Origin of the sequence: Nonomuraea sp. NPDC052265, assembly GCF_044547985.1 — a bacterium.
GTDB lineage: Bacteria > Actinomycetota > Actinomycetes > Streptosporangiales > Streptosporangiaceae > Nonomuraea.
The window spans coordinates 48,701-72,748 of the sequence record NZ_JBIUBJ010000009.1 but is presented as its reverse complement, the minus strand read 5'-3'; the positions used below and the strand labels follow the sequence as shown (position 1 = coordinate 72,748).

Annotated in this window: 21 protein-coding genes and 2 pseudogenes; 7 read left to right on the top strand and 16 right to left on the bottom strand. The window is 72.4% G+C overall.

Going from position 1 to position 24,048, the window contains the following annotated elements; all coding sequences use genetic code 11:
* Positions 1-163: 163 nt before the first annotated feature.
* Positions 164-1,831 (top strand): DUF885 domain-containing protein, encoded by a 1,668-nt coding sequence (locus ACIHAD_RS26010; protein ID WP_397357230.1) that lies wholly within the window; start codon positions 164-166, stop codon positions 1,829-1,831.
* Here the strand turns inward: ACIHAD_RS26010 and ACIHAD_RS26005 are convergent.
* The 13 genes and pseudogenes from ACIHAD_RS26005 to ACIHAD_RS25945 form a co-directional block, all read right to left on the bottom strand.
* On the bottom strand, positions 1,811-3,061 hold the full coding sequence (locus ACIHAD_RS26005) for an amidase (RefSeq protein WP_397357229.1): 1,251 nt from the start codon (positions 3,059-3,061) through the stop codon (positions 1,811-1,813). The two genes, ACIHAD_RS26010 and ACIHAD_RS26005, sit on opposite strands and share 21 nt — an antisense overlap.
* Positions 3,058-4,260: a CaiB/BaiF CoA-transferase family protein gene (locus ACIHAD_RS26000; RefSeq protein WP_031169941.1), complete on the bottom strand. Its 1,203-nt coding sequence runs from the start codon at positions 4,258-4,260 to the stop codon at positions 3,058-3,060. The genes ACIHAD_RS26005 and ACIHAD_RS26000 overlap by 4 nt, the downstream gene beginning before the upstream one ends.
* Positions 4,244-5,473 carry a methylaspartate ammonia-lyase gene (locus ACIHAD_RS25995; RefSeq protein WP_397357228.1) on the bottom strand — a complete coding sequence of 410 codons (1,230 nt, stop codon included), beginning with the start codon at positions 5,471-5,473 and terminating at the stop codon, positions 4,244-4,246. The genes ACIHAD_RS26000 and ACIHAD_RS25995 overlap by 17 nt, the downstream gene beginning before the upstream one ends.
* Positions 5,473-7,413: an alpha/beta fold hydrolase gene (locus tag ACIHAD_RS25990; protein WP_397357227.1), complete on the bottom strand. Its 1,941-nt coding sequence runs from the start codon at positions 7,411-7,413 to the stop codon at positions 5,473-5,475. Before ACIHAD_RS25990 ends, ACIHAD_RS25995 begins: the two co-directional genes overlap by 1 nt.
* A 126-nt stretch (positions 7,414-7,539) precedes the next feature.
* Complete coding sequence (locus ACIHAD_RS25985) at positions 7,540-9,153, bottom strand: PucR family transcriptional regulator (protein ID WP_397357226.1); 1,614 nt, start codon at positions 9,151-9,153, stop codon at positions 7,540-7,542.
* A 194-nt stretch (positions 9,154-9,347) separates the two neighbouring features.
* On the bottom strand, positions 9,348-9,650 hold the full coding sequence (locus ACIHAD_RS25980) for a transposase (protein WP_397357455.1): 303 nt from the start codon (positions 9,648-9,650) through the stop codon (positions 9,348-9,350).
* A gap of 105 nt (positions 9,651-9,755) precedes the next feature.
* Positions 9,756-10,022, bottom strand: a pseudogene (locus ACIHAD_RS25975) (IS5/IS1182 family transposase); the annotation flags it as partial.
* 39 nt (positions 10,023-10,061) lie between these two features.
* Complete coding sequence (gene menC / locus ACIHAD_RS25970) at positions 10,062-11,177, bottom strand: o-succinylbenzoate synthase (protein ID WP_031169933.1); 1,116 nt, start codon at positions 11,175-11,177, stop codon at positions 10,062-10,064.
* 10 nt (positions 11,178-11,187) lie between these two features.
* On the bottom strand, positions 11,188-12,702 hold the full coding sequence (locus ACIHAD_RS25965; protein ID WP_397357225.1) for a serine hydrolase domain-containing protein: 1,515 nt from the start codon (positions 12,700-12,702) through the stop codon (positions 11,188-11,190).
* A complete protein-coding gene (locus ACIHAD_RS25960) occupies positions 12,686-13,891 on the bottom strand; it encodes a pyridoxal-phosphate dependent enzyme (RefSeq protein WP_397357224.1) in 1,206 nt (401 codons plus the stop codon). The genes ACIHAD_RS25965 and ACIHAD_RS25960 overlap by 17 nt, the downstream gene beginning before the upstream one ends.
* Position 13,892: 1 nt before the next feature.
* Positions 13,893-14,711 (bottom strand): HpcH/HpaI aldolase/citrate lyase family protein, encoded by an 819-nt coding sequence (locus tag ACIHAD_RS25955; RefSeq protein ID WP_397357223.1) that lies wholly within the window; start codon positions 14,709-14,711, stop codon positions 13,893-13,895.
* The gene (locus ACIHAD_RS25950; protein ID WP_031169926.1) at positions 14,708-15,688 is read right to left on the bottom strand and encodes a MaoC family dehydratase; all 981 of its coding nucleotides are present in this window, start codon (positions 15,686-15,688) and stop codon (positions 14,708-14,710) included. Before ACIHAD_RS25950 ends, ACIHAD_RS25955 begins: the two co-directional genes overlap by 4 nt.
* Positions 15,685-17,127, bottom strand: a complete 1,443-nt coding sequence (locus ACIHAD_RS25945) for a leucyl aminopeptidase family protein (RefSeq protein ID WP_397357222.1) — start codon at positions 17,125-17,127, stop codon at positions 15,685-15,687. Before ACIHAD_RS25945 ends, ACIHAD_RS25950 begins: the two co-directional genes overlap by 4 nt.
* 186 nt (positions 17,128-17,313) lie before the next feature.
* Here ACIHAD_RS25945 and ACIHAD_RS25940 point away from each other — a divergent pair, with 186 nt between their 5' ends.
* The 6 genes and pseudogenes from ACIHAD_RS25940 to ACIHAD_RS25915 all read left to right on the top strand — a co-directional run bounded on the left by ACIHAD_RS25940 (position 17,314) and on the right by ACIHAD_RS25915 (position 21,368).
* The gene (locus ACIHAD_RS25940; RefSeq protein WP_397357221.1) at positions 17,314-18,441 is read left to right on the top strand and encodes a M20/M25/M40 family metallo-hydrolase; all 1,128 of its coding nucleotides are present in this window, start codon (positions 17,314-17,316) and stop codon (positions 18,439-18,441) included.
* Between the two features lie 14 nt (positions 18,442-18,455).
* A complete protein-coding gene (locus ACIHAD_RS25935; RefSeq protein ID WP_397357220.1) occupies positions 18,456-19,220 on the top strand; it encodes a GNAT family N-acetyltransferase in 765 nt (254 codons plus the stop codon).
* Positions 19,217-20,536, top strand: a complete 1,320-nt coding sequence (locus ACIHAD_RS25930; RefSeq protein ID WP_397357219.1) for a M20/M25/M40 family metallo-hydrolase — start codon at positions 19,217-19,219, stop codon at positions 20,534-20,536. Before ACIHAD_RS25935 ends, ACIHAD_RS25930 begins: the two co-directional genes overlap by 4 nt.
* Positions 20,533-20,796, top strand: a complete 264-nt coding sequence (locus ACIHAD_RS25925) for a hypothetical protein (protein WP_397357218.1) — start codon at positions 20,533-20,535, stop codon at positions 20,794-20,796. The genes ACIHAD_RS25930 and ACIHAD_RS25925 overlap by 4 nt, the downstream gene beginning before the upstream one ends.
* Positions 20,735-21,115: pseudogene (locus tag ACIHAD_RS25920) on the top strand (XF1762 family protein); the annotation flags it as partial. The gene ACIHAD_RS25925 and the pseudogene ACIHAD_RS25920, both read left to right, overlap by 62 nt.
* Before the next feature lie 13 nt (positions 21,116-21,128).
* Positions 21,129-21,368, top strand: a complete 240-nt coding sequence (locus ACIHAD_RS25915) for a tyrosine-type recombinase/integrase (RefSeq protein WP_397357454.1) — start codon at positions 21,129-21,131, stop codon at positions 21,366-21,368.
* A gap of 556 nt (positions 21,369-21,924) precedes the next feature.
* On the opposite strand, the gene ACIHAD_RS25910 is transcribed toward ACIHAD_RS25915, so the two are convergent.
* The 3 genes from ACIHAD_RS25910 to ACIHAD_RS25900 form a co-directional block, all read right to left on the bottom strand.
* Positions 21,925-22,473, bottom strand: coding sequence for a hypothetical protein (locus ACIHAD_RS25910; protein WP_397357217.1), 549 nt, complete (start codon positions 22,471-22,473; stop codon positions 21,925-21,927).
* A 412-nt stretch (positions 22,474-22,885) separates the two neighbouring features.
* The gene (locus ACIHAD_RS25905) at positions 22,886-23,662 is read right to left on the bottom strand and encodes an SDR family oxidoreductase (protein ID WP_397357216.1); all 777 of its coding nucleotides are present in this window, start codon (positions 23,660-23,662) and stop codon (positions 22,886-22,888) included.
* 60 nt (positions 23,663-23,722) lie between these two features.
* Entirely contained in the window at positions 23,723-23,935 is a 213-nt protein-coding gene (locus ACIHAD_RS25900) for a hypothetical protein (RefSeq protein ID WP_397357215.1), read from the bottom strand.
* Positions 23,936-24,048 lie beyond the last annotated feature (113 nt).

Genomic DNA, 24,048 nt, shown 5'->3' with positions numbered 1-24,048 from the left:
AGCTCGGCGCTGGGTGATGTAACCCACGATTGAAGCCACAGCGCGGCAGCGATTCTTGTCCAAGCCCACAAAGGTGCCCGTGCTCGATCGTGGCCAGACCCAAGCCCCACGGTCGCCCCTCACTTTAACGTCGTCCGTCAGACCGTACCCGACTAGGTGAAACATGGATCAAATGACGGAGGGGTTCGGGTTGGTGGACGTCGAAAGCCTCGGCAAGCGGTACCAGGAGCTCCGGTACCGCACGGCGCCCACCTGGGCGCACCTGATCGGTGAGTACTCGGTGGCAGGGCACTTCGAGGACGTCAGCGCGACGGCCGAGGCGGCCGAGCTCCGCGAGCTGCGCGAGGTGGCACATGCCGCCGCCGCGCTCGCCCGTACGCCGGACGGCACACCCGTCTCGCTCGACGGCGCGGTCCTCGCCTGGCAGGCCGCGACCAGAGCCGACGTGCTCGAACACCGGTTCGCCGAGCTCGACGTCGACCCGCTCTTCGGGCCGGTGACCCAGTTCCCGGGCCAGGTCGCCAAGCTGGCGCTCCCGTCCGCCGAGGTGGCCGGCGCCCTGCCGAAGAAGTACCGCGGCTTCGCGCGCAATCTGCGCGACAGGCTGGAGCGTCTCGCTGCGGGCCGCGCGGCCGGCCGTACCCCGGTCGCCTTCGCCGTGGCGGACACCGTGGACAGGGTGCGGAAGTGGCTGCACACCCCGCTCGAGGACGACCCGCTGCTGGCCGTCGACCGCGCCGCGCGCACGGATCACCTGCGCGCGGTGATCGGCGAGGTGGTGCGCCCCGCGCTGGCCGACTATGCCAACGCGTTGACATGGGAGGTCGCGCCGTCCGCGCGGCCCGACGAGCGGTGCGGGCTGTGCTGGCTCGACGACGGCGATCGCGTCTACGCCACCCTGGTCCGCTCGCACACCACCACCGACCTCCACCCTGACCGCATCCACGAGATCGGGCTCGCCCAGGTCGCGGCCCTGGACGAGGAGTACGCCGCCCTCGGCCGGGAGGTCTTCGGCACCTCGGACGTGCCCGCCGTCATGGCCAGGATGCGCGACGACCCGGCCCTGCACTTCGACGACGCCGCCGGCCTCGTACGCGCCGCGGAGGTCGCCCTGGCCCGGGCGACCGACCGCGCCCCGGGCTGGTTCGGGCGGCTGCCGCGCGCCGCGTGCGCGGTCGAGGCGGCGACGAGCGGATCGCTCGGCCAGTACATGCTTGCGCCGAAGGACGGCTCGCGGGGCGGGACGTTCGTCATCAACGTCTCCGATCCGCGCGCCTGGGCCCGGTACGAGATTGAGGCCCTCGCCTTCCACGAGGGCGTTCCCGGGCACCACCTGCAGATGGGCCTCGCCGCCGAGCTCACCGAGCTGTCGGAGTTCCGCCGCACCACCACGGTCACCGGCTTCCTCGAGGGCTGGGGGCTGTACGCCGAACGGCTCGCCGACGAGATGGGCCTCTACAGCAGCCCGCTGGACCGGCTGGGCATGCTGTCGTTCGACTCGCTGCGGGCCTGCCGCCTGGTCATCGACACCGGCCTGCACGCCAAGGGCTGGAGCCGGCAGCGGGCCAAGCGCTTCCTGGCCGAGCACTCCCCGCTGAGCCCGGGGCACATCGACGCGGAGGTCGACCGGTACATCGTGACGCCGGGCCAGGCCCTGGCCTACTTGGTCGGCCGGCTCGAGATCGTGCGGATCCGGCGGGAGGCGGAGCGCCGGCAGGGTGCCGGCTTCGACCTGGCCCGGTTCCACGACGTGGTGCTCGGCGCGGGGCAGCTGCCTCTGCCCTTGCTGGAGGCGCACGTCGCCGCGGCACTACCAGGCGTCGTCGGGTAGCGCGCCGGGCGGGCGGCGGCGATGCCAGTCGCTGACCGCCTGCACGGCTTCGCCCACCACGAGCAGGGCCCGGTCGGCGCCGCGCCGGCCGACCAGCTGTGCGCCGACCGGCAGCCCGGCCGGCGAGGGCGACACCGGCAGGCCGAGGACGGGCAGGCCGGTGACCGACCAGCAGCCGGTGAGCCGGTTGATCCGCCGGCTGGTGAGGGTGAGATCGCCGTCCCCGGCAACGGGCGCGACGAAGGGCGTGGCCGGCACGGCGATGACGTCGGCCTCGGCGAGCACCTCGTCGACCTGGGCCCGCCAGACGAAGGCCACCGCGAGCGCGCTCTCGATCTCCTCGGTGGTCACCCGGCGGCCCGCCTCGATCCGCCCCTTGATCCCGGCGCAGACGCGGGCGTCGTGCCAGTACGGCCGGAGGTGGCGGATCGCCTCGGAGTTCTGCAGCGCGGCCATGGCCTGGTGCACCCGATCGACGTCGCGCAGGGCCACCCGCCGGATCTTCGCGCCGTGCGCGCCCAGCAGGTCGAGCAGGTCGCGGAAGCCGGCGGCGACCGCGGGCTCCAGGTCGTCGAGGAAGTACTGCTCGGGTACGGCCACGGTCAGGCTGGACAGGTCCCGCGGCGGAAGGGGCCGCGAGCCCGTGCCAGCCATGACCTCCAGGGCGATGCGGGCCTCGGCCGCACTACGCGCGAGCGGCCCGACGACGTCCATGCTGGGGCTCAGCGGCGTTACTCCCAGCGTCGGCACCAGCCCGTGGCTCGGGCGCAGCGTGGTCACCCCGCAGAACGCGGCCGGGTTGCGCAGTGAGCCGCCGGTGTCCGTGCCGATCGCGAGCCGGACCAGGCCCGCGGCGACCGCGGCGGCCGACCCGCCGCTCGAGCCGCCGGGGATCCGGTCCGGGTCCCACGGGTTGCGGCAGGCGCCCCACGTGTCGTTCTGCGTGGTCGCCCCGAAGCTGATCTCCTCGAGGTTCGCCTTGGCGACGATCCGCGCGCCGGCGGCCCGCAGCCGGCGCACCACCTCCGCGTCGATCACCGCCGCGGGCGGATGCGGGCCGCGGAGCCCGTCGGTGCGCACCGTCCCGGCGACGTCGATGTTGTCCTTGACCGCGATGGTCCAGCCCGCCATCGGGCCGTTCTTCTCGGCCGCGATGCCGTCCTCGATCAGCTGGGTGAAAGCGTTCAGCCGGGCGGCGAGCGCCACCACGGCGGCGGGAGCGCCGCTCACCGTTCACCGCCGAAGGCGCCGCCCCGTGCAAGATCGGCCAGTTCCGCGGCGCTCATGCCGAGTTCCTCCCGCAGGATCTGCTCGCGGTGCTCGCCGAGGCCCGGCGCGCGGTCCGGCGCCGGGTTCTCCCACCAGGCGCGTCCCGCCGTGCGCACGTGCCGTACCGTACCGAAGCTGGGGTGGTCGGTGTCGACGACCAGGCCGCGCTGCGCGGCCTGCGGCTCCTCGAAGGCCTCGCGCAGCCCGTTGACCGGGCCGCACGGCACGCCCGCCGCCGACAGCAGGCCGACCCAGTGGTCGGTGCCGTGCCGGGACAGGGCGGAGTCCAGCACCGCGTCCAGCTCGGCCTGGTGCGCCTGGCGGCCGGCGAGCGTCGCGAACCGGGGATCGGCGGCGACCTCGGCGACGCCCAGCACCTTGGTCAGGCGCTCGAAGAACACCGGCTTGACGCAGGCGAGCATCAACCAGCCGTCCGCGGTGGGGTAGGCGCCGAACGGCACTACCGAGGGGTGCGCCGACCGGGTCTTGCGGCGGGTCTCGTGCCCCCGGGTGAGGAACCAGGTCGCCGGGTAGGAGAGCATCGCCATCGCCGTGTCGAAGAGGCTGACGTCGCACTCGCCGCCGACGCCGTCGCGCCGGGCGACGTGGATCCCAGCCAGCAACGACATCGCCGCGACGACTCCGCCGCAGTAGTCGACCAGCGAAAGGCCGCTCTTGGTCGGCGGTCCGGCCGGGTCGCCGGTCAGGTCCATCCACGCGGCGAGACCCTGGACGACGTAGTCGTACGCCGGCTCCGCCCGCCGCGGCCCGGTCATCCCGTAACCGGACAGCGAGCAGACCACCAGCCGCGGATTGAGGTGGCTCAGGTCGGCGTACCGGAGGCCGAGCTTGTCCGGCACGTCCCCGCGCAGGTTGTACATGAGCGCGTCGGCGCCCTCGACGAGGCGGTGCAGCACCGCCACGCCGGCCGGAACCGAGAGGTCGAGGCAGATGCTGCGCTTGTTCCGGTTGAAGCTCTGGAAGAAGAGGCTGTCGTCGTCCTCGGCGAACGGCGGGACATGCCGCCCGATGTCGCCGCCCGTACGCGCGTCCTCGATCTTGATCACGTCGGCGCCGAGCTCGGCGAGGTGCAACGATCCGAACGGGCCGGCGCCGTACTGCTCGACGGCGATGATCCTGATGTCACTGAGTCCCGTCACGTCTGCTCCTGTGCTCGATGACCGCGTGGGTGCGTGCCATCTCATTCCTGGTCACCATCACTGCCTCGTCAACGCCCATGCCGGGCCGGGCCAGCAGCACGTCCGCGCCCGCGCCCATCGCGACGTGGGTGGCGATGCGGGCCGACAGGTCGGTCTCGGTGCACGACCCTCCGAGGTACGCCGCGACGCCCGCGGCCCGGCAGGCGAGAACGGACCGCACGGCGTCGTCGAGGCTGCCGACGTCGGGCATCTTGATCTGGATCATGTCGGCCGCCCGCGCGTCGAGGAAGGCCAGCACGTCCTCCTGAGTGTTGCACCACTCGTCGGCGACGATCTGGACGCCGGTTTCGTGTTTGCGCAGGCGCAGGAGGACGTCGATCTGGGCCTCCCGCGACGCCGCGCGCATCGGCTGCTCGACGCGCAGCGGGAACGGCGCGCACTTCTCGGCCAGCCGGGCGAGGAAGCCGGCCACCTCGGCCGCGGAGGGGAACACGTCGCCGAGGGTGCCGTAGCAGTCGATGTGGATCACCGGCTGGTAGTCGTCGTCCGGGCGCCGTGCCAGCACCCGGTCACGTACCCAGCCGACATAGTCCAGCAGCAGGTGGCCGCCGGGCCCGACGAGCAGATCGGCGTTGTTGATCAGCCCGTGCGGCAGGCTCTCGACCCGGCGCAGCACCATCCGGTCGACCGCGCCCCGCCGGTCCTCGCCGGACTGGGCGAGCAGCGGGACTGGACCGATCGGATCGGCGCCGCCGTACTCGGCGGCGACCACCTCGGCCATCGTGCGCCGGGTGGCGTTCGCGGCCGCATCGAGCAGGGCCTGGCTGACCCCGTACGCGACCGCTCGTGGCAGCCCGAGCGGCGCGATCAGGGCGGAGGTCTCCCGGAACGAGTCCATGGTCGCGTCCAGCAGGACGTCGCGCAGCACCGGCAGCCAGCGGTCGCGGGCCGCCTCCGCCAGCAGGACGGGCTCGCGCCCGGAGCCGCCGGCGTACTGCACCGACACCCCGGCCCCGGTGGCCACCCGGTCGTCGTCGAGGAAGAGCAGAATCTGCAGCGACTCGCTGGGCTGGCGGATCGCGCGGTAGCCTGGGGTGAGCGCGGGGCCGTCGTAGAAGTAGCCGTCGCGTACCGCCCCGGCCTTGATCGCCGCCTGGTCGTCGTTGCTGTAGGTGCCGATGCCGGGCACCGCCAGAATCCCCGAGACGCGCATCAGCCGGCGTACCTTGTCACCCAGTCCACGACCCGGGCGTTGTAGTCGCGCCGGAACCGGGGCGGGCTGTTTAACAGCATGTTGTGCGACGCCTCCGGGTAGATCACGATCTCGGTCTGCACGCCGAGCTCGCGCAGCGCCGTGTGCCACTGCCTGGCCTGGTCGAGCGGGCAGCGGACGTCCGCACCGCCGTGCAGGAGCAGCGTGGGAGTGCGTACGTCGGCCACGTGGGTGATGGGCGACATCGCCGCGTAGTTCTCGGCGTCCGCCCAGAACGCGCCGCCCCACTCGCTGGTCGACAGGGCGCGCCGGTTGTCGGTCGTGCCGGCGGCGCTGCGCAGATCGCTGATGACGCCCCCGCCGACGGCCGCGGCGAACCGGTCGCTGCGGCTGGTGAGGTAGCAGGTCATGTAGCCGCCATAGCTGTAACCGGTCACCGCGATGCGGTTGTTGTCGACGAGCCCCTCGGCGACGAGCTCTTCGAGGGGCTCGAGGAAGTCCGCGGTGTCCGAGGTTCCCCACCGGCCACTCACGGCGCGGGCGAACTCCTCGCCGTAGCCGTCGCTTCCCCGCGGGTTGAGCAGCAGTACGGTCCAGCCGCGCGCGACGAGCTCGTGGTGGTAGAGGTGCACGGCCTCCGCGGCGCCGTTCCAGGCGTTGTGCGGGCCGCCGTGGATGTCCAGCAGCAGCGGCTGCGGGCCGGTGGCGTCGGGGTCGCGCATGACCCATCCGGTGACGGCCGTCCCATCGGAGATGGTGAACGTACGCTCGGCGCGCGGGGCCGGACGCCGGTCGCCGAGCCGCTCGCGATGGTTGGTCAGCTGGGTCGACGTGCCGGTCGTGAGGTCCAGGACGTAGATCTCGCCGAACGTGTCCGGCCCGTTGCCGAGGAACGCGACCAGTGTGCCGGCCACGCTCAGGCTCGAGACGTTCTGGTCGGGCGCCGCGAGCAGCGCGGTGGGGGTGCCGCCGGTCTCGGGCATGGTGTACGGCACGACGTAGCCGCCCTCGCGCACGCAGAACAGGACCGTCCCGAGCTGCGGCACCACGCGCGGCGTCGAGCCGGGATAACCGGGCGCGCCGTACATGACCTGCCGGTCCATCTGCTCGGTGAGGTGCCGGGCCGTGCCGTCCGCCGGATCGACGAGGAGCAGGCCGGTGAAGCGCGCGGGCCCCTCCGGGTGGCCGCAGACCAGCAGCCGGGTGCCGTCGCCCGTCCAGGCGAGCGGCCCGGCGCTGCCGGATTCCGGGCCCGCCGGCCGCGGGACCCGTCCGGGGTCGCCGAGGTCGATGACGTACGCGGCGGAATGCCGGGTGAGGTCGGCGTCCGCGGACATGGCGGCGGAGAAGGCGATCCGGGTGCCGTCCGCCGACCAGGCCGCCCCGGATGCGCTCCACTCGCCGGCGGTGATCTGCTCGCATCCGCCCGTGCCGACGTCGGCGACGTGGATGTGCTGCCGCGGGGCGCTCAGCACGCCGGCGCCGTCAGCGTAGTAGTCGAGGCGACGGCTCACGACCGGCGCGCCCCACGCCCACGTGCCCTCGGACTCCGGGGGATCGGCCGGCGCGGTGAACAGCAGCCGCGAGCCGTCCGGGCTGAACGCCGGGGCGCCCGCTCCGCCGGGCCGGCGGGTGAGCTGCCGCGCCTCGGACGTCCCGACGTCGAGCAGCCAGATCTGGGGCCGGCCGTCGGTGGTGCGCAGGAAGGCGAGCAGCCGGCCGTCCGGCGACCAGGCCGGGGCGCAGTCGCCGACGCCGTCGGTCAGGCGGCGCGGGTTCCCGCCGCCGGTGGGCACCAGCCACAGGGTCTGCTCGACGCGGTCAGCGTCGAGGTCGTCGGTCTGGACGACGTAGGCGACCGCGCTGCCGTCCGGGCTGATCGCCGGTTGCCTGGGTACGTCGATCCGCCGGATGTCGTCGACAGTCAGATAGCGGTTCACACCGGTCCTCTCGTCGGTTGCCTGGATGCCGGACACCGCTGATCGTCACAAGTCCGGGGGCGGCGGCGCTGGTGTCGCGGCACGAAATTGCGGGCGCCGGGTAGCGCCGCGCGACGAGGCTGCCGGTCAGGAGCGCATGAAGAGCCGGAACTGGAGCATCAGCGACAGCCGCTCGTCGTGGTTGTCCAGGCTCATCCCGGAGACCTCCGCGACCCGCTTCAGGCGGTAGCGGAACGTGTTGGGGTGGACGTGCAGCGACGCCGACGCGGCGATGTTGTCGCCGAAGTGGTCCAGCCACGCGCGCAGTGTCGGCACCAGGTACCCGTGGCGCTCGTCCTGCTCGACGAGGCGGGCGAGCGGCCCGCTGAGGCCCATCCCCCGCGCCGACACCAGGTCGGCCATCTCCATCATGAGCAGCTCGTACGCGTGCTCGACCGTCGAGCAGACGCGGTCGCCCTGCTGCGCGCTGCGGGCCAGCCGCAGCGCGCGGTCGGCCTCCTCCCGGGCCCGCGGGAGGGCGTAGGCGTCGGGCGCGACGGCGCTGACCCCGATCACCGCGGCGGACCGCCGCCCTACCCGGGTGAGGAAGTCCTTCGCCATCCGCTGACCGCGGTCCGAGTGCGGGTCGGCGGCCGGGGGCAGCGGAACGATCCCGTACACGATGTCGCCGACCAGCGCGGCGGAGGCGCCCGGCTGGACGGTGCCGAGGTGCATGTCGAACGCGTCACCGATGCGCAGCAGCTCGGCCGCGCGGTCGCCGCGCAGGCGTGCGGGCTCGTCCTCGCCGTCCGGGAGCGCGACCGCGAGCACCAGCATCGGGCGGCGGGGCAGGCCGAGCCGGGCCGCGACCTCCTCCGCCTCCGGGCCGCCGGCCAGGACCTGGGCGGTAAGGTCCGAACGCATTCGGCGCTCCACGTTGGCGTTCGCGCGGTGGCTCAGCAGGTGCACGGCGACCGTGCCCTGCAGCTCGCGGAAGGCCTGCATCCGCTCGTCCGAGAGCGGACCGGGGACCGCGGCCCACACTGAGCCCAGGATCTCGTCGTCGGCCCGGATGCCCAGCACGACGCGGGGCATCGTGAAACCGCCGTACCCGCTCTCGGGCGGATCGACGTAGAGCGGCTCCTGGGTGCGGTACAACTGGCGGAAGATGCCGCGCTCGGTGAGATCCTGCGTGGCCCAGGGCGTGACCTGGCGGTTGAGGATCGCGCCGATGCGCGACGGGTCCGCCTCCTCCTGCCGGATCGAGAAGGCGAGCACCCGGGAGTCCCGGTCCTCGACCGTGACCGGCGCGTCGAGGATCTCGGCGATGGCGTTCGCCAGGGCGAACAGGTCGCCGGTCGGGACGCCACCGAGCGGCGCCGCGAGCGCGGGGCCGGACGAGCCGTTCACCAGCGGCGCGAGGGTCGCGGCGAGCTGGATCCAGGAGTTCTCGTTGCCAAGCGCGAGCACCGGCGCGACGGTCCGCGGGCCGGTCAGCGAGGCGACGGCGCTCTCGTGGACGATGAGCGCGCCGCCCTGGCGTGCCACCCGCTCGCTGAGGGCGGTGAGCTGCTCACCAGCCTGGACCCCGACGGCAAGAACCAGGGGGCGCCGCGACCAGGCGACCTGGTCGGCCGGGTCGAAGATCACCAGGCCGTCGACGATCCGGTCGAGGTCCTGGCCGTCGAACGCCGGGCGGAGCAGGGTGTGGCCGGCGTCCTCCAGGATCCGGGCCAGCGTGATCGACGGTCCGTCTACCACGACGGATGCTTCCGGCTGCTCCGGGTGCCCCACAGCCAGGATTCTAGCCACGGCCGGCTGGCCCGATCTTGTTCCACGGCACTATCGGCCTGCTCGATCTGGTGCGGCAGCACCATCTTTACGGGGCTTCGGGGTCACTGCGGGATGGGCGGTAGCGGTCGCCGCTGTCTATGAGGCCGCTGAATATCAGCGTTTCATCGGTCTGCTCGGCCCGAGGTTGGTGGGTGGTCCGGGTGCGCGGTGGTCGGTCGAATGCGTGGGTGGGCCGGTGGGGTGTGCATGTAGCGTTCGCGCAGCGCGGGGTTGGTTGCCCAGTCGCGGCGGGTCGTGCGCAGTACCGCATCGTGTTCGTGCGGCACGATCTTGCGGCCGGTCTTGGACTTGGTGCACCGTGCGCGCAGCGGGCAGGTGCGGCACAGTACGTGCTCGTCAACAGTGAAGTCATCGACGGTGAACCCGCCCTCAACCGCACTCTGCAACGGCTTTGGTTTGATCACCGCAGTGTCGCCAGCCTGGCCGATCGCGTCGCGCAGGTCACCGGTGCCGTAGGCCGAATCGCCGTACCACTCCCGGCGTTGGTCGCTGTCGCTGTGGTGCGTGCGTTCGGTGGTGTCGGCGTCCGACAGGTCCAGCAACGTCTGCAACGTCAGGATCGAGGCCGCCACCGACGCCGTCATCGATGGACGGCCCTTCCCGGACGGAAACAGATCAGCGAACTGCTCGTCCGGGAACAGCGCACCGCGATGCTCGGCCAGAAACGCGAACATACTGCCCTCGGGCACCAGATGACCCACCAGCGCGGCAGCGTCGAGAAGCTCCCGGTCTGCTCGCTCCACACCCCGCACCCAGAAATCATCGCATCTCGGCATAAATCACTACAGACGACACGCCGATTCTTCAGCGGCCTCCTATAGGGGTAGCCACTCGGTGTGAACTGTCGCTGCGGCGAGGGCTTCGGGGTCGGGGGTGACGCCCAGGCCTGGGCCTTCTGGGACTGACATGTAGCCGTCGCTGAGTTCGAGGGGTGGGGTGATGTCCTGGTGGTAGAAGCGCGACGAGGCGGAGATGTCGCCTGGTAGCCGCATGCCGGGCAGGGCGGCCAGGGCGGCGTTCGCGGCGCGGCCCAGGCCGGTCTCGACCATGCCGCCGCACCAGACCGGGACGTCGTGGGCTTGGCAGAGGTCGTGCACGCGCCGGGCCTCGAGGTAGCCGCCCACCCGGCCGGCCTTGATGTTGACGACACGGCACGCGCCCAGTCTGATCGCGTCGGCCGCGGCCCGGGCGGAGGTGATCGACTCGTCCAGGCAGATGGGGGTTCGCAGGTGGCGGGCCAGCTCGGCGTGGCCCAGCACGTTCTCCTCGGCCATCGGCTGCTCGATGAGCAGCAGGTCGAAATCGTCCAGTTTCCGGAGTTGGTCGACGTCGGCGAGCGTGTACGCCGCGTTCGCGTCGACCTGCAACGGGATGTCGCCGAACGCGTCCCGGATCGCGCGCACCGCCGCGACGTCCCAGCCTGGCTCGATCTTGAGTTTGATCCGCCGGTATCCGTCGGCCAGGTAGGCGCCGACCGCGGTGACCAGCTCGTCGAGGGTGTCCATGATGCCGACCGAGACGCCCGCCGGCACCGACGTGTGGACGGCGCCGAGCGCGCGGCTCAGCGGCATCCCCAGACCCCGTAGCTCGGCGTCCCAGACCGCCATCTCGAGCGCCGCTTTGCTCATCCGGTGCCCGCGGAAGCGATCCAGCGCGGCGCTGACGAGGTTGACGTCGATGGCGGGCAGGTCGCGCAGCGCGGGCACGAGGAAGTCGCGCAGCGTGATCATCGCCGCGCCGACGTACTCCGAGGCGTACAGCGGGTGCTGCGCGGCGACACACTCGCCCCAGCCCTCGGCGTCGGCGGTGACGGCGCGGAGGATCAGCACGTCTTTGGTCGTCTGGGTGCCGAAGGAGGTACGGAACGGCGACACCAGGGGCAGCCGGAGCCGCCGCATCTCGATGCCTTCTAGCGCGGATACCTTACCCATCAGGGTCACCTCAGTCCTCGGTCCGGGTCAGGGGGATGTTGGCGTACGCCGGGCCGGCGTCGCCGACCGTCAGCACCTCGCCGGTCGCGGACAGGTAGCGTCCCGGGCCGGCGGCGGTAAGCTGCAGGGTGATCGGGTCGTCGAGGGAGCCCCCACTGGGCAGGTCGATCACGGCGTGGTCCCCGTCCTGCCGCAGGCGGTACGGCGCCATCGGCACCTCCCCGACCCGGGATTCGTAGTCGCCGGCCAGGCCGGGTTCGAGCGTCGACGGGCCGAGCTCGGGCACGACGGTCCGGTACCGCACATCGCCGGTGGTGGCGTCGAGCTGGTAACGGACGTGCCCGGCCGCGTCGCGCAGGAACACGGACCGGCCGTCGACGCCGTGAAGTTCGCCGTCGCGGGCGACGATGTCCCGGATGTCGCCAAGGCGCCCGACGTACCGGCCGGCCGCGTCCTGCGGGTAAGGCGAAGCCGCCGCCGGGGGTGGGGTGGCCTGCGAGCCGTGGCCGTCCGCGAGCCGCCGGACGATGTCGGCCGCCAGCTCGTTCTGCAGGTCGTGGTCCACGGAGTTGGTGAGCACCGCACCGCCGATGCCGAGGTCCGGCAGCCAGAACACCTGGCAGAGGAAGCCGAAGCCGGCCCCGCCGTGGTGCAGCACCCTGACCCCGGGCGCCCAGCGGTCGACGTAGAGCCCCAGCCCGTACCCCTGGGTCTGCTCCTCGGTCAGCCTCGGGAAGTCCAGGTGTTGCCGGGCCAACTCGGGCCGTAGGACGCCGTCGCCCTCGCGCAACTGGAATCGCAGGTAGCGCAGTACATCCGCCACGCTGGTGTAGAGACCGCCCGACGGCACCATCGGCACTCGCCGGGGCACGTCGCGACCCGCGCGGGCGAACGTGCGGGAGTGCCCGAGCGCCCGGTCCTCGTCGCCGTCGAAGGCGCCGAAGTCGAACGTCGACCGGGTGAGACCGAGCGGCTCGAACAGCCGCCCGCGCATGAACTCGGCGAACGTCTCCCCCGCTGCAGTAGCCACCACCTGGCCGGCGAGGTCGATCCCGAGGTTGGAGTACTCGTGGTGGTGGCCGACGGGGAACCGCAGCCAGGTCTCGGGGATGCTGGCGAGGTGCTCCTCGAACGTGGCGTCGCCGACCTCGTAGTTGGACCCGACCGGCGCCTCGTGGGTGAAGCCGGCGGTGTGGGTCAGCAGGTGGCGCAGGGTGATCCGGCGTTCGGGCCGCTCCTCGAAGTCGCTGTGTACGGTGAAGTCCGGCAGGTGGCGCAGGATCGGCTGGTCGAGGTCGACCAGGCCCTCCTGCACGGCCAGCAGCACGCCGGTCGCGGTGACCAGCTTCGACGTCGACTGGACGCTGAACATGGTGCGGACGCCGATGCCGCTGCCGAATCCCTCGGCCCACAGGACGCCGTCGGCATCACACAACCCTACGGCGACCCCCGGAATCCCCCGCGACCTCGCTTCGCGGGGAACGGCTTCGGAGAGGTACGCGATGAGCTCATCGACCCGCGACATGACCCGACCCTTCTTCGGTACGACCCCGCGCCGTCGACGATCCGGCCAGGACCGCCTCGTATCCGGCCGGATCGGTGACCCCCTCGGTGTCGAAGAGGACGAGCGTGGATCTGGGCCGCAGCAGCGAACCCGCCCGCGAGTCGAGCCGCAGCCGCCGGAGACCGGCCAGGCCGGCCGCGCCGCTCTCGCTGGTCGCGACGCCGAGCGCTGCGAGGTCGCGGACGGCCGCGGCCACCTCGAGGTCGGAGACCCGGGTGGCGGCACGGACGCCCCGCTGCAGCGCCGGCCATGCCACCAGTGAGACCTCGCCGCAGTTGAGCCCCGCCATCGTGGACTCGTGCGGTCCCGGCACCGTCACCCGTTCCCGGGCCGCCAGGGACTGCCATAGGCAGTCGGCCGCCGCAGGCTCGGCGGTGACGACGCTGCACGACCCGCTCGCGAGGCTGCGGACCGCGGCCGAGGCGAACGCGCCCACGCCCACCGGGACGAGCGCCAGGTCGATCGACGCGTCCGAGCCGAGCGCCGCGGCGAGCTGGCGCCGGGTCTCGGCGAAGATCGTCGAGTAGCCGGCGGCCACGGCCTCGGGGATCCGGGTGTACCCGGGCCACGACGTGTCCGAGACGAGCAGCTCGTGCCGACCGTCGGGCCGGTCCCGCTCCGCGCTCTCGGCCGACCGGCGAACGGCGTCGTCGTACGATCCGGCGACCACCTCGACCTCGGCGCCCTCACCGCGGATCGCATCGACGCGTGCCTCGGCCATGTCCGCGGGCACGAAGATCCGGCTGTTCAGGCCCAGCCGGCGCGCCAGGTACGCGACGGCGCGGCCGTGGTTGCCGTCCGTGGCGGTCGACAGGACGATCGAGGCGCGCAGGGCGCCGGCCGCCTCGGCGAGCGCGTCGAACGTCGGGAAGGGCACGCGGCCGATGTGGCCGGCGATCGCCACGCTGACGGCCCAGCTCGCACCGACGACCTTGAACGACGGCAGGCCGAGGCGCTCGACCTCGTGCTTGACGAGCACGTGCGCGACGCCGACCTGGTCGGCGATCGCCGGCGCCGGCACCAGCGCGGACTCGGCGAATCCCGGGATCGATCGGTGAAAGTGCTCGATCGCGTCCGGAGGGCGTTCCGCCCAGCCGTCGAGGGCCGACCACGCCGGGTTCCACAGGACGTTACTCTCGAAGTGCGCCATCTCAGTCCCCAGTTCCCCTTTTCTCATCGATGGCCGAGCCAGCCAAAATCCGGCGCGCGCGCTCGACGACCGGGGCGTCGACCATGACGCCCCCGACGGCGACCGCACCCTGCCCGGCCGCCGCGATCACCTCGCGCGCCCAGGACGCCTCCTCCGGCGACGGCGCGAAGGCGGCCCGGATCGCGCCGGCCTGGACCGGATGGACTGCGAGCTTGCCCGCGTAGCCCTCGCGGCGCGCTCGCCCGGCGTCGGCGAACGTGGCGTCGTAGTCCCGCAGCGCCATGGTCACCCCGTCCACCGGCGCGGGCTTCCCAGCCGCGCGGGACTCCAGAGCCAGCCGGCTCCGGACCTGCCTGACGACGTCGGACTCCTGCTCGCAGCCGAGATCGAGGGCGAGGTCGACAGTGCCCAGCATGAGCCGCTCCACCCGCTCGACGGCGAGCATCTCGGCGACTCGCTCGACGCCGGCGGCGGACTCGACGAGGGCCGCCGACGGCACCGGGAGCAGGTCGCACACGCGTTGCAGGTCCGCCGCCGACTCGGCCTTGGGCACGACCACGCCCCGCAGGCCCGCGCAGCCGACCAGCGCGCGCAGATCGTCCGCATGCCACGGTGATCCTGCCGGGTTCACCCGTACCCAGGCGGATCCGCCGACGGCGAGCCAGCCCGCGACGTGGTCCCGGGCCGCCGGCTTGGCAGTCAGCGCCACGGCGTCCTCCAGATCGCAGATGATCTGGTCGGCGGCGCTCGCGGCCTTCGCGAAGCGCTCAGGGCGGTCGCCCGGGACGAAGAGCCAGGCCGGGCCTCGTACGGTGCTCATGCGACCAGCGCCGCGAAGGTCCAGTCGAGGACGGCTCCGCGACCGGCCACCGACGTCTGGGTGTTGAGCACGGCGATCGCGGTGCCGTCCCGGTAGGGCGTGACGCCCCGCACCGTGACGCGGCTGCGCACCGTGTCGCCTTCGAAGACGGGCGCGACGTGGTCGCACGCGAACCACTCGGTCACGATCACCAGCCCCGGGACCATCCGGCAGGTCTGGCTGAGCGCGAGCCCGATCGTGTGCCCGCCGTAGACGAGCCGGCGGCCGCCGGCGGCCTCCGCGTCGTGGTGCACCGCCGCGATGTTGACGGTGAGCCGCGCCAGTTCCGGCGCGCTCGAGACGACGTCGCCGGCCGCTAGCTCGAAGGTGTCGCCAGCCGCAGGCGGACCGCCGGGCGAGGGCGCCAGCGGCTTGAGCGACCACTGCGCGAGCCAGTCGGGGGCCGTCGCCACGTCCGGCACGGACGGTGCGGTGAAAAGGCCGTCGACGTGGGGGCCCGCCTCCGGGGCCGGTCCGGACCCGTCGCGGCAGGGCAGCAGCGCGCACCGGTCGAAAGCGAGGATGACACGTCCGGTCTGGTCCCGGGTCACGATGCTCAGCACCGCCTTGCCGCGCTCGGGCCGGTCGGGCCGGGACCGGACCCGGCGGAGAGCGACGACCTCGGTCGAGGTAACGAGGGTGTCGCCGAGGTACGGCGTCGCCCGCGGCCGCAGCCCCCGGTAGAAGAGGTTCGCCACCACCTGGCGGGTCACGACGCTCGACTGGCCGACGGCCACGTCCCAGACCACGCCGGGATACGCGAGGCCGGGACGTCCGGTGACCCGCTCGGCGAGCGTCTCGTCGAGGCAGAGCCGGAGCCGGTCGCCGAGGATCGCCCGGTGCTGGGCATGGAGCCCGGCATCCAGCGTGACGGCCGGCGCGGTGAAGGTGTCGCCGACGGCGAGGTCGTCGAACCATGGACCGTCCACGACGCTCATGCGTCCTCCTCCAGTGCCGGCGCGCCGGCGGCCAGGTAGCGGGTGAGCAGGCGCACCCCGCGGCCGTTGGCGCCTGCGGCCCACCGGGCGTCGGCGGCCGGGCGCATCACCGTGAGCCCGAGGTCGAGGTGCGCCCACGGCACGCCGGACGCGAACGGCTCGAGGTACAGCGCCGCGGTGATGGCGCCGTACGGCTGGGGCGCGTCCGGGTCGAAGTTCCGGGTGTCCGCCACGTCGGAGGCGAGGGTGGCCCGGTAAGGCTCCCACATCGGCATCGCCCACCCGGGCTCACCGGCCGCGCCGCCGGCGGCCAGCACCCGCGCCAGCAGGGCGTCGTCGGTGCCGAAACCGGCCCACATGTCGGGGCCGAGGCCGGTGACCGAGGTCAGCGTCGCCAGGTCGACGATCGCGGCAGGGCTGGCCTCCACGGCGTACGCCATGGCGTCCGCGACCACGAGCCGTCCCTCGCAGTCGGCGTTGGTCACCTCGACGGTCCGGCCACCGCGATGGCGCAGGACGTCCCCGATCCGGACCGCGTCCGGGCCCGGCATGTTCTCGGCGCACGGCAGATAGGCCCGCACCGGCGCGTCGGAGCCCAGGCGGGCCAGCGCGACGAGGGCGCCGAGAACGGCGGCGGCGCCGGCCATGTCCGCCTTCATGGTGAGCATGCCCCGGGTGGGCTTGAGCGACAGGCCGCCCGCGTCGAAGGTGATGCCCTTGCCGACGAGCGCCGTGTGCGGGCCGTCGCCTCCGCGTCGCAGCTCGATCAGGCACGGCGGATGCACGCTTCCCCGGCCCACGCCGGCGATGCCGCCGAATTCCTCGCGCTCCAGCGTCGCGGCGTCGTGTACGCGTACCTCGAACCCGAGCGCCTCGCCGAGTTCCTGGCACACGGTCGCCAGCCGCGCCGGGACGAGTTGGCCGGGCGGCGTGTTGATCAAATCCCGAGCGAGGTTGGCGGCCGCGCCGAGCGCGACCCCTTCCCGTACGGCATGCTCCGGTCCCCCGTGCCGACGCGGACCGGGGTCGAGCCGGGCGAGCAGGTCGGCGACGGTCCAGTCGGGGCGGTATCTGTACGTGCCGAGGGTCCAGCCCTCCGCCGCGGCGACCGCGCAATCCGGGTCGGCCTCCCAGCACCCGATCGCGTCGAGCACCGCCGGCGCGGATCCGCAGTGCCGGGCCGCCGCCATCGCGGCCGCCCGCACGTGGTCGAACGCCAGACCCCGCCGGGGATCACCGACGGTCACGTAGACGAGGTCGGGGCCGTCGAGGATGGGGACCCGGGCCACGTCGCCGGGCTCGGCCGGGCCGAGGCGAGCCCCGATCGCGTGCACGTCAACATCAACGCCGGCCTCCGCGACGAAGCCGGCGACCGGGGCCGGCACCGCCCCATCGGTCCCGACCGGCACGACGACCACGTCCGCCACCCGTTCCGTCACCTGGTCCTCCTGAACACGCGGGCCGCCCGCTGCGACCCGTCTCGTTTGAGCAAACTAACCGGCGGCGCCGGCCGCCGTCGGTGTCGAACACCCAACCTCGGGACCGCCTTTCATGTCGGGCCACAAGAGTCGCCACCGCACCCGATGAAACGTTGGCGGCGCCGTCCAAAGCGCCGGAGGAAACCCATGAACGCACTGTCCGTCGGCTCCCGCTCCCGGGTCGCCGGCGTCGTCGCGGCGTCGGTCCGGATGATCCGCTGCGAGTCACCCTCCACCGACCTCGCCGCGGTCGCCCGCAGCGCCGACTGCGTCGCGCGGGTCGGCGAAGAGATCCTGGGCCGCCCCGCCGAGCCGATCGTCACCGCCGGCCGCACCCACCTGCGCTGGCGGTGGGGAAAGGAACCACCTCGCGTGCTCGTGCTGGGGCACCACGACACCGTCTGGCCGCTGGGCACGATCGACACGATCCCCTGCACGGCCGGCGACCGGATCCGCGGGCCCGGGTGCCTGGACATGAAGGTGGGCCTCGCCCTCGCCTTCCACGCCATCGCCGCGCTCGACGACCCATCCGGGGTCACCCTGCTGGTCACCGGCGACGAGGAGCTCGGCTCTCCGACCTCCCGCGAGCTGATCGAGGATGAGGCCAGGGGCTGCGCTGCGGCCCTGGTACTGGAGGCCGGCGACGACTCCGGCGCCCTGAAGACCGAGCGCAAGGGCCGTGCCCACTACGAGCTGACCTTCGCCGGACGCGCGGCCCACGCCGGCCTGGAACCGCACCTGGGCGCGAACGCGCTGATCACACTGGGCGCCGCCGTCGGCGCCGTCGCCGCGCTGGCCGACGACGCGGCGGGGACCAGCGTGACGCCGACGATGGCTTCCGCCGGTACGGCCGTCAACACGGTGCCGGACCGGGCCACGCTGACGATCGACGTTCGCGCCCGGACCACCGAGGAGCTGCGGCGGGTCGACGCCGCGATCCGCGGCCTGGCGCCGGCGAACGGTGAGGTCACCGTCGAGATAGAGGGTGGCATCGACCGTCCGCCGCTCGATGCCACGATGACGGCCGGGCTGTTCGAGCGGGCCCGCGCCGTGGCGGATCGGCTGGGCATCGGCCCGCTCGCCGGCGTCGCGGTCGGCGGCGGATCGGACGGCAACCTCACGGCCGCTGCCGGGGTGCCGACCCTGGACGGCCTGGGCGCGGTGGGCGGCGGGGCGCACGCCCGCCACGAGTGGGTCGACGTGGCTCGGCTCGGCGACCGTCTCGCCCTGCTGACCGGGCTGCTCGCCGACCTGCTCGGCGAGGCCAGGCGATGACGCCGGAGCACGGAGTGTCAGTCCGCGAGGCGGCCGGGCTCGCCGACCTCGAGGCGATCGCCGCCCTCTTCAACCGGATCTGGGACGGCGCGCCCGACTCCAGCCAGATCACCGTCGCGTTGCTGCGCGCCTTCAGCATGACCGGCAACTACGTCGCCGTCGCATTCGTCGGGGAGCATCTGGCCGGCGCCGCGGTCGGGTTCCTCGCGCCGCACAACGGATCCCTGCACAGCCACATCACCGGGGTCGAGGCGAAGTACCGCGCCCAGCAGATCGGCTACCTGCTCAAGTGCCACCAGCGCGACTGGGCGCTGGGCCGCGGCATCGGCTCGATCACCTGGACGTTCGACCCCCTGGTCCGTCGCAACGCGTACTTCAACCTGGTCAAGCTCGGCGCCCGGGCGACGGACTACCTGCCCGACTGCTACGGCCCGATGCACGACGGGCTCAACCGCGGCGAGGCCAGCGACCGGCTGTTCGTCGAGTGGGACCTGCTCTCCCCCGCCGCCGTCGGGCCGCCCGAGGGCGACCATCGGCCGCTGATCACGGTCCGCGACGACGCGCTCCGGGTGGTGCCGTGGACCGGCGGGCCCGCCTTCGTCCCGGTCCCCGAGGACATCGAACGGGTCCGGGTCGAGAACCCCCTCCTCGCGCGGGCCTGGCGTGCCCACGTACGGGACGTGCTGGCCGGGGCCCTGGCCGGCGGCGCCGAGATCGCCGCCTTCGACCGGCGGCACGGCTACCTGATCACCTACCCAGCCAAGACAGGAGAACGATGACAGACCACCCGGACGTCGTGACGATCTGCTCCGACCTCATCGCGATCGACACCAGCAACTACGGCAAGGCGGGCAGCAAGGGCGAGCTGGCCGCGGCCGAGTACGTCGCCGGTCTCCTACGCGGGGCGGGGTACGACCCCGAAATCATCGAGTCCGAGCCGACCCGGGCCAACGTCGTCCTCCGGGTCCCGGGCGCCGACCGGATGCTGCCCGGCCTGCTCGTCCACGGGCATCTCGACGTCGTCCCCGCCGAGCCGGAGCGGTGGACGGTGGCGCCGTTCGAGGGCCGGGTGGCGGACGGGTACGTGTGGGGCCGCGGCGCGACCGACATGAAGGATACGGTCGCGATGATGCTCGCCACCCTGCTGCGGTGGGCGGCCGACGCGACCGGACCACGACGCGACATGGTCTTCGCCTTCGTCGCGGACGAGGAGGAGGACGGTGCCCTCGGCGCCGAGTGGCTGGTACGCAACCGACCCGAGCTCTTCGCCGGGGCCACCGCCGCCGTCGGCGAGTCGGGCGGGCGGCCCGTGCCGGTACGGGCGCCCGACGGGACGGTACGGCGGTTCTACCCGATCGCTGTCGCCGAGCGTGGCTCCCTCCACATGCGCGTCCGCGCGACCGGTACGGAGGGCCACGGGTCACGCCCGAACCCGGACAACCCCGTCGCCCGCCTGGTGACCGGCCTGGCCCGGATCTCGGCGCACCGGTGGCCGCTGGCGCTGACGCCACCGGTGCGCGAGCTGCTCGACACCGCCGTGCGGACCCTCGGCCTCGACGCCGACCTCTCCTCCGACGAGGGCGTCGAGGCCGTCCTCGACCGGATCGGGCCGCTGCGCGAGTACGTCGAGCCGTCGCTGCGCTGCTCGACGAACGTCACCGTGCTCGACGCGGGCTACAAGTTCAACGTGGTACCAGGCGAGGCGCACGCCGAGATCGACGTACGCTCGCTGCCCGGCACCGAGGACGAACAGCTCGCCATCATCGACGAGTTGCTGGGACCGTCCGTCACCCGGTCATTCCTGTCCTACCGCCCCGCGATCGGGGCCGGCTGGGACAACGCCTGGTACGACGCGATGGCCGCGTCGGTCCTGCGCCACGACCCGGACGGCGTGATCGTCCCGTTCTGTATGGGCGGTGGCACCGACGCCAAGCCGTTCGCCGAGCTGGGGATGGCGGGCTTCGGCTTCGCCCCGCTCGGTGAGGACCCCGACGGCCGCACACCAGCCGGCATGCACGGCGTCGACGAACGCGTGCCGATCGCGTCCCTGCGCAGCGGCCTCGACGTGCTGGACGACTTCCTGCGCACGGTATGACCCGCTACGGCGCCGCGAACGCCCTGGCGTGGGACCGGTTGCATCCCCGCCTGACCCGCCGGGCTGCCTGGCTGGACCACGGCGACCTGCCCGTGCTGGAAGGCACGCTGATCCGGCTCACGGTGCAGCACCTGCCCGGTGACCGTGACCCGAAACCGTTGTGGCTGCGGTCGTCCCGCACCGGCGTCTGTCCGTCTCATGTGGACAACCTCTGGCGGGCGTTCCTGCGCAGGTTCGACCTTTCGTGTCGGGGTCGGTGAGGCCGAGCAGAATCCGGAGCGGCGGGGGAACCCGCGGCTGGTGATTTCGCCGGTCACGATCCGGACCGCACGCGCGTTCGTCGCCTGGGCCCACCGGCGTCTCGGTCCGCCGCCCGGTGCCAAGTTCGCGATCGCCGTCCAGACCACCGACGGAACCCTCGTCGGCGTCGTGCCCGTCGGACGACCCGTCGCCCGCGCCTTCGACGACGGCCGCACCGCTGAGGTCACCCGGCTGGCCACCGACGGCACGCCCAACGCCTGCTCCGCGCTGCTGGGCACCGCCTGGCGGGGCGCCCGCGCGATGGGCTACTGCAGGTTGATCACCTACACCCCTGTGGCTGGCCTACCTGGCCGGCCTGCCACCCATCCGGCTCCACGACCTCCGCCATGGCGCGGCCTCGCTGATGCTGGCGGCCGGAGTGGAGATGAAGGTGGTGCAGGAAACACTGGGCCACACCTCCAGTGCGTTCACCGCCGACACCTACACCTCCGTCTATCCGCAGCCGAGAAGACCGCCGCCCTGCTGTTCGGCAAGGAAGACCAGGCCGAAACCGGCAAGCTCATCTCGCTGAGGAGCTGACAATCGGATTAGAAGCAAGATCTTCTAGTGCCGCTCAGTGCCGTTGAGTGATAGTTCGTGCCGCCTCAGCGCATTTTGAGTGACAGGCGGTGCCGGGTCCTGACGGTCCGTGACGGAGCGTACGAGCACGCACCGAGCACGGCCGGGCCACTCCATTCAACGTTGCGTCGTGGCCCCCGGAACGGATCCCGCGCTCCAACCACGCCAGCGCCATCCATAGATGACGGTCACGGTGCTCGGCGGGTGCTCCAACCGGTACACCACTCCCTGAACGCAACCCCGACCGCCCGACGAGACCAACTCAGCGGCATCCCCCTCGAATACTCGCATGGCGCTTGACCTGCATGGACGGAATTTTCGGCAGGCGCAGTGTGCACATCCCCCCGAAGCCGGCGCCGACCTGCGCGTACGGGCGGGCGCGGCGCCGGCGGCGCGAACCAGCCGCAGCGCTTCGCCATCGGCCCCGGCCTCGGACATCAGGTCGCCGGCAGCTTGCCTGGCTGCTCGGCGAGCAGGCGCTCGAAGCGGGCGGCCATCTGCAGGCGCTGTCAGAGGGCGCCGGGGGATGCGTATCGGTAGAAGAAGGGGCCGATCTGGGCGGCGATCGCGCGGGTGATCGCGGAGCTGTCCTCCAGCAGCCGGGCGCCCGGCGTGAGGCCGCCGACGTATAGCGGTTCGTAGCCGGCGTCGCGGATGAGTTGCTCGGTGATGGTGCGGGCTTCCGGGTCGGAGGCGTACAAGTTGCTCGGGGTGGCGCGCTGCTGGGAGATCTCGTCGTAGGCGGCGGCGAAGTTGGTGGAGAAGGACTTGGCGGTCGGTCCACCGATGATGGACTTGATCTGGTGGGACAGCGAAGCGTGCGTGTCGTCTCGTGAGCCGTAGTGGTTGCAGGCGTCGATGGCCGGTTGCCCGGCCAGGCCTGAGACCTGGGCGAGGGCATCGGCGATCGTGGGACCAGGAACGGCCACGACGACCACGTCCGCGCCGGAGGCGTCCCCGCCCTCTCGGCCCAGCCCGGTGACCTGGTGCCCGGCGGCCGTCCAGAGCCTGGCAAGCCCCCCACCGACGTGTCCCCGTCCGACAACAGTGATCTTCAAAGTCGACCTCCTTCAGCCACCACGACAACGCTGGCTCACGATGTCCAGCCAGACCTTCGCCTTTCGCCGCCGACCGCACCCTCAGCCGATTCCGGGATCTTACGCCGTGTCCGTAGATCTTGGTTCGGTCTGCGTCAGCGTCACCGTAGTGATGGCAGCGTCGGTCTCGCGGCTGCGCTTCCCCACCAGAGAGTCCCTGATGGCGTTGGTTCTACGACTCACCGCAGCCCTCGCCGGCCAGATGCGCATGATCGGGAGCGGCCCGAAGGCGCACCTGGCCGGCAGCCCGCAGGAGCCGTTCGGCGTGCTCTTGGGTCAGTGGTCCCAGGGGCCCAGGCTGAGCCCGGTTTGGAGCCCTTCCTCCCGCGGGGTGAACGACCGCCGGCCGTTCACCCCGTCAGTGTGGTGCACCCTAGATGGCCTGGGCGGTGGGCAGGATGGTGATCTCGGTGAGGTTGACGTGGCGAGGCACGGCGGCCATGAACGCCACCGTCTCGGCGACGTCGTCCGGCTGCAGGACGTCGATCTGGTCGATGAGATCGGCCATGAGCTTGCTCGCGTCCGGGTCGGTGACGTGATCGGGCAGCTCGGTGTCGACCATGCCGGGTTCGATGGTGGCCACGCGGATGTTCTTGCGGCCGAGTTCCACGCGCAGCAGCCGGGTGAGGTGGCTGATGTAGGCCTTGGTGCCGGAGTAGACGGAGAACTTCTCCAGGATCCGGGTGGCGGCGATCGAGGAGGTGGTGATGAGATCGGCCGGCTTGCCCGCTTCGGCGGCGGCCGTCAGGTGCGGCACGAATGCGCCGATGACGTTCATGACGCCGGTGACGTTGAGGTCGATCTGCCGCTGCCAGTCGTCCTGGCGCAGGTCGGTGATGGGGGAGACGAGCTGTACACCGGCGTTGTTGAAGACCAGGTCCGCCTGGCCGAATCCGTCGGTGACCTGGTGGGCTGCGGCTTGGACGGCGTCGCGGTCGGTGACATCGACGGGCGCCGCCATGGCGGCGCCTCCGGCGGCCTGGATGCTCTTGACCAGCGCATCGAGCTGGTTTTTGCGCCGGGCGAGCACGGCGACCTCAGCCCCGAGTTCGGACAGGCGTCTCGCGGTGGCGGCGCCGATGCCACTGGAGGCGCCGGAGACGACGGCAGTACGGCCTGCCAACGGGGTGCCAGTGAGCAGAGCGGACATGACAATACCTCTTTCGCTGGTGCAGCTGTGCGCGGAGTTGAACAGACCGGGATTGCCAGGTCAGGCGGCGACGTCATCGTGAGCAGTGGCGGCCGAGCTGGGAATGGTCGCGCTGTCAGCGACGGTATGGACGTTGGCCGCCGTGTTGAGGTTTTCCGGTACGAGGTCCGGATTGCGCACCGCGATCAGGACGTTGTCGCCCGCACCGACCGCGGTGCGGGCGATCTCGGCGCCCAGGCCTCGGGATGCTCCGGTGATGAACCAGGTGGTCATGATGGTGTCCTTCGTGCCGTGGCTTCTGCCTGACAGGAAGGAGTCTGCCGGGGGCAGCGCGGGTCAAGAAGGTTGCGGGTTTCCTGGGAGTGGCTCACCTAGGAACCGGCGCG

What these genes read in the sequence shown, in the direction of transcription:
- ACIHAD_RS26010 (WP_397357230.1), top strand. Translation starts at nt 164, where the DNA reads ATGGATCAAATGACGGAGGGGTTCGGGTTGGTGGACGTCGAAAGCCTC.
- ACIHAD_RS25995 (WP_397357228.1), bottom strand. Translation starts at nt 5,473, where the DNA reads ATGCGCGTCTCGGGGATTCTGGCGGTGCCCGGCATCGGCACCTACAGC.
- menC (WP_031169933.1), bottom strand. Translation starts at nt 11,177, where the DNA reads ATGGGTAAGGTATCCGCGCTAGAAGGCATCGAGATGCGGCGGCTCCGG.
- ACIHAD_RS25965 (WP_397357225.1), bottom strand. Translation starts at nt 12,702, where the DNA reads ATGTCGCGGGTCGATGAGCTCATCGCGTACCTCTCCGAAGCCGTTCCC.
- ACIHAD_RS25960 (WP_397357224.1), bottom strand. Translation starts at nt 13,891, where the DNA reads ATGGCGCACTTCGAGAGTAACGTCCTGTGGAACCCGGCGTGGTCGGCC.
- ACIHAD_RS25955 (WP_397357223.1), bottom strand. Translation starts at nt 14,711, where the DNA reads ATGAGCACCGTACGAGGCCCGGCCTGGCTCTTCGTCCCGGGCGACCGC.
- ACIHAD_RS25950 (WP_031169926.1), bottom strand. Translation starts at nt 15,688, where the DNA reads ATGAGCGTCGTGGACGGTCCATGGTTCGACGACCTCGCCGTCGGCGAC.
- ACIHAD_RS25940 (WP_397357221.1), top strand. Translation starts at nt 17,314, where the DNA reads ATGAACGCACTGTCCGTCGGCTCCCGCTCCCGGGTCGCCGGCGTCGTC.
- ACIHAD_RS25930 (WP_397357219.1), top strand. Translation starts at nt 19,217, where the DNA reads ATGACAGACCACCCGGACGTCGTGACGATCTGCTCCGACCTCATCGCG.
- ACIHAD_RS25925 (WP_397357218.1), top strand. Translation starts at nt 20,533, where the DNA reads ATGACCCGCTACGGCGCCGCGAACGCCCTGGCGTGGGACCGGTTGCAT.
- ACIHAD_RS25905 (WP_397357216.1), bottom strand. Translation starts at nt 23,662, where the DNA reads ATGTCCGCTCTGCTCACTGGCACCCCGTTGGCAGGCCGTACTGCCGTC.
- ACIHAD_RS25900 (WP_397357215.1), bottom strand. Translation starts at nt 23,935, where the DNA reads ATGACCACCTGGTTCATCACCGGAGCATCCCGAGGCCTGGGCGCCGAG.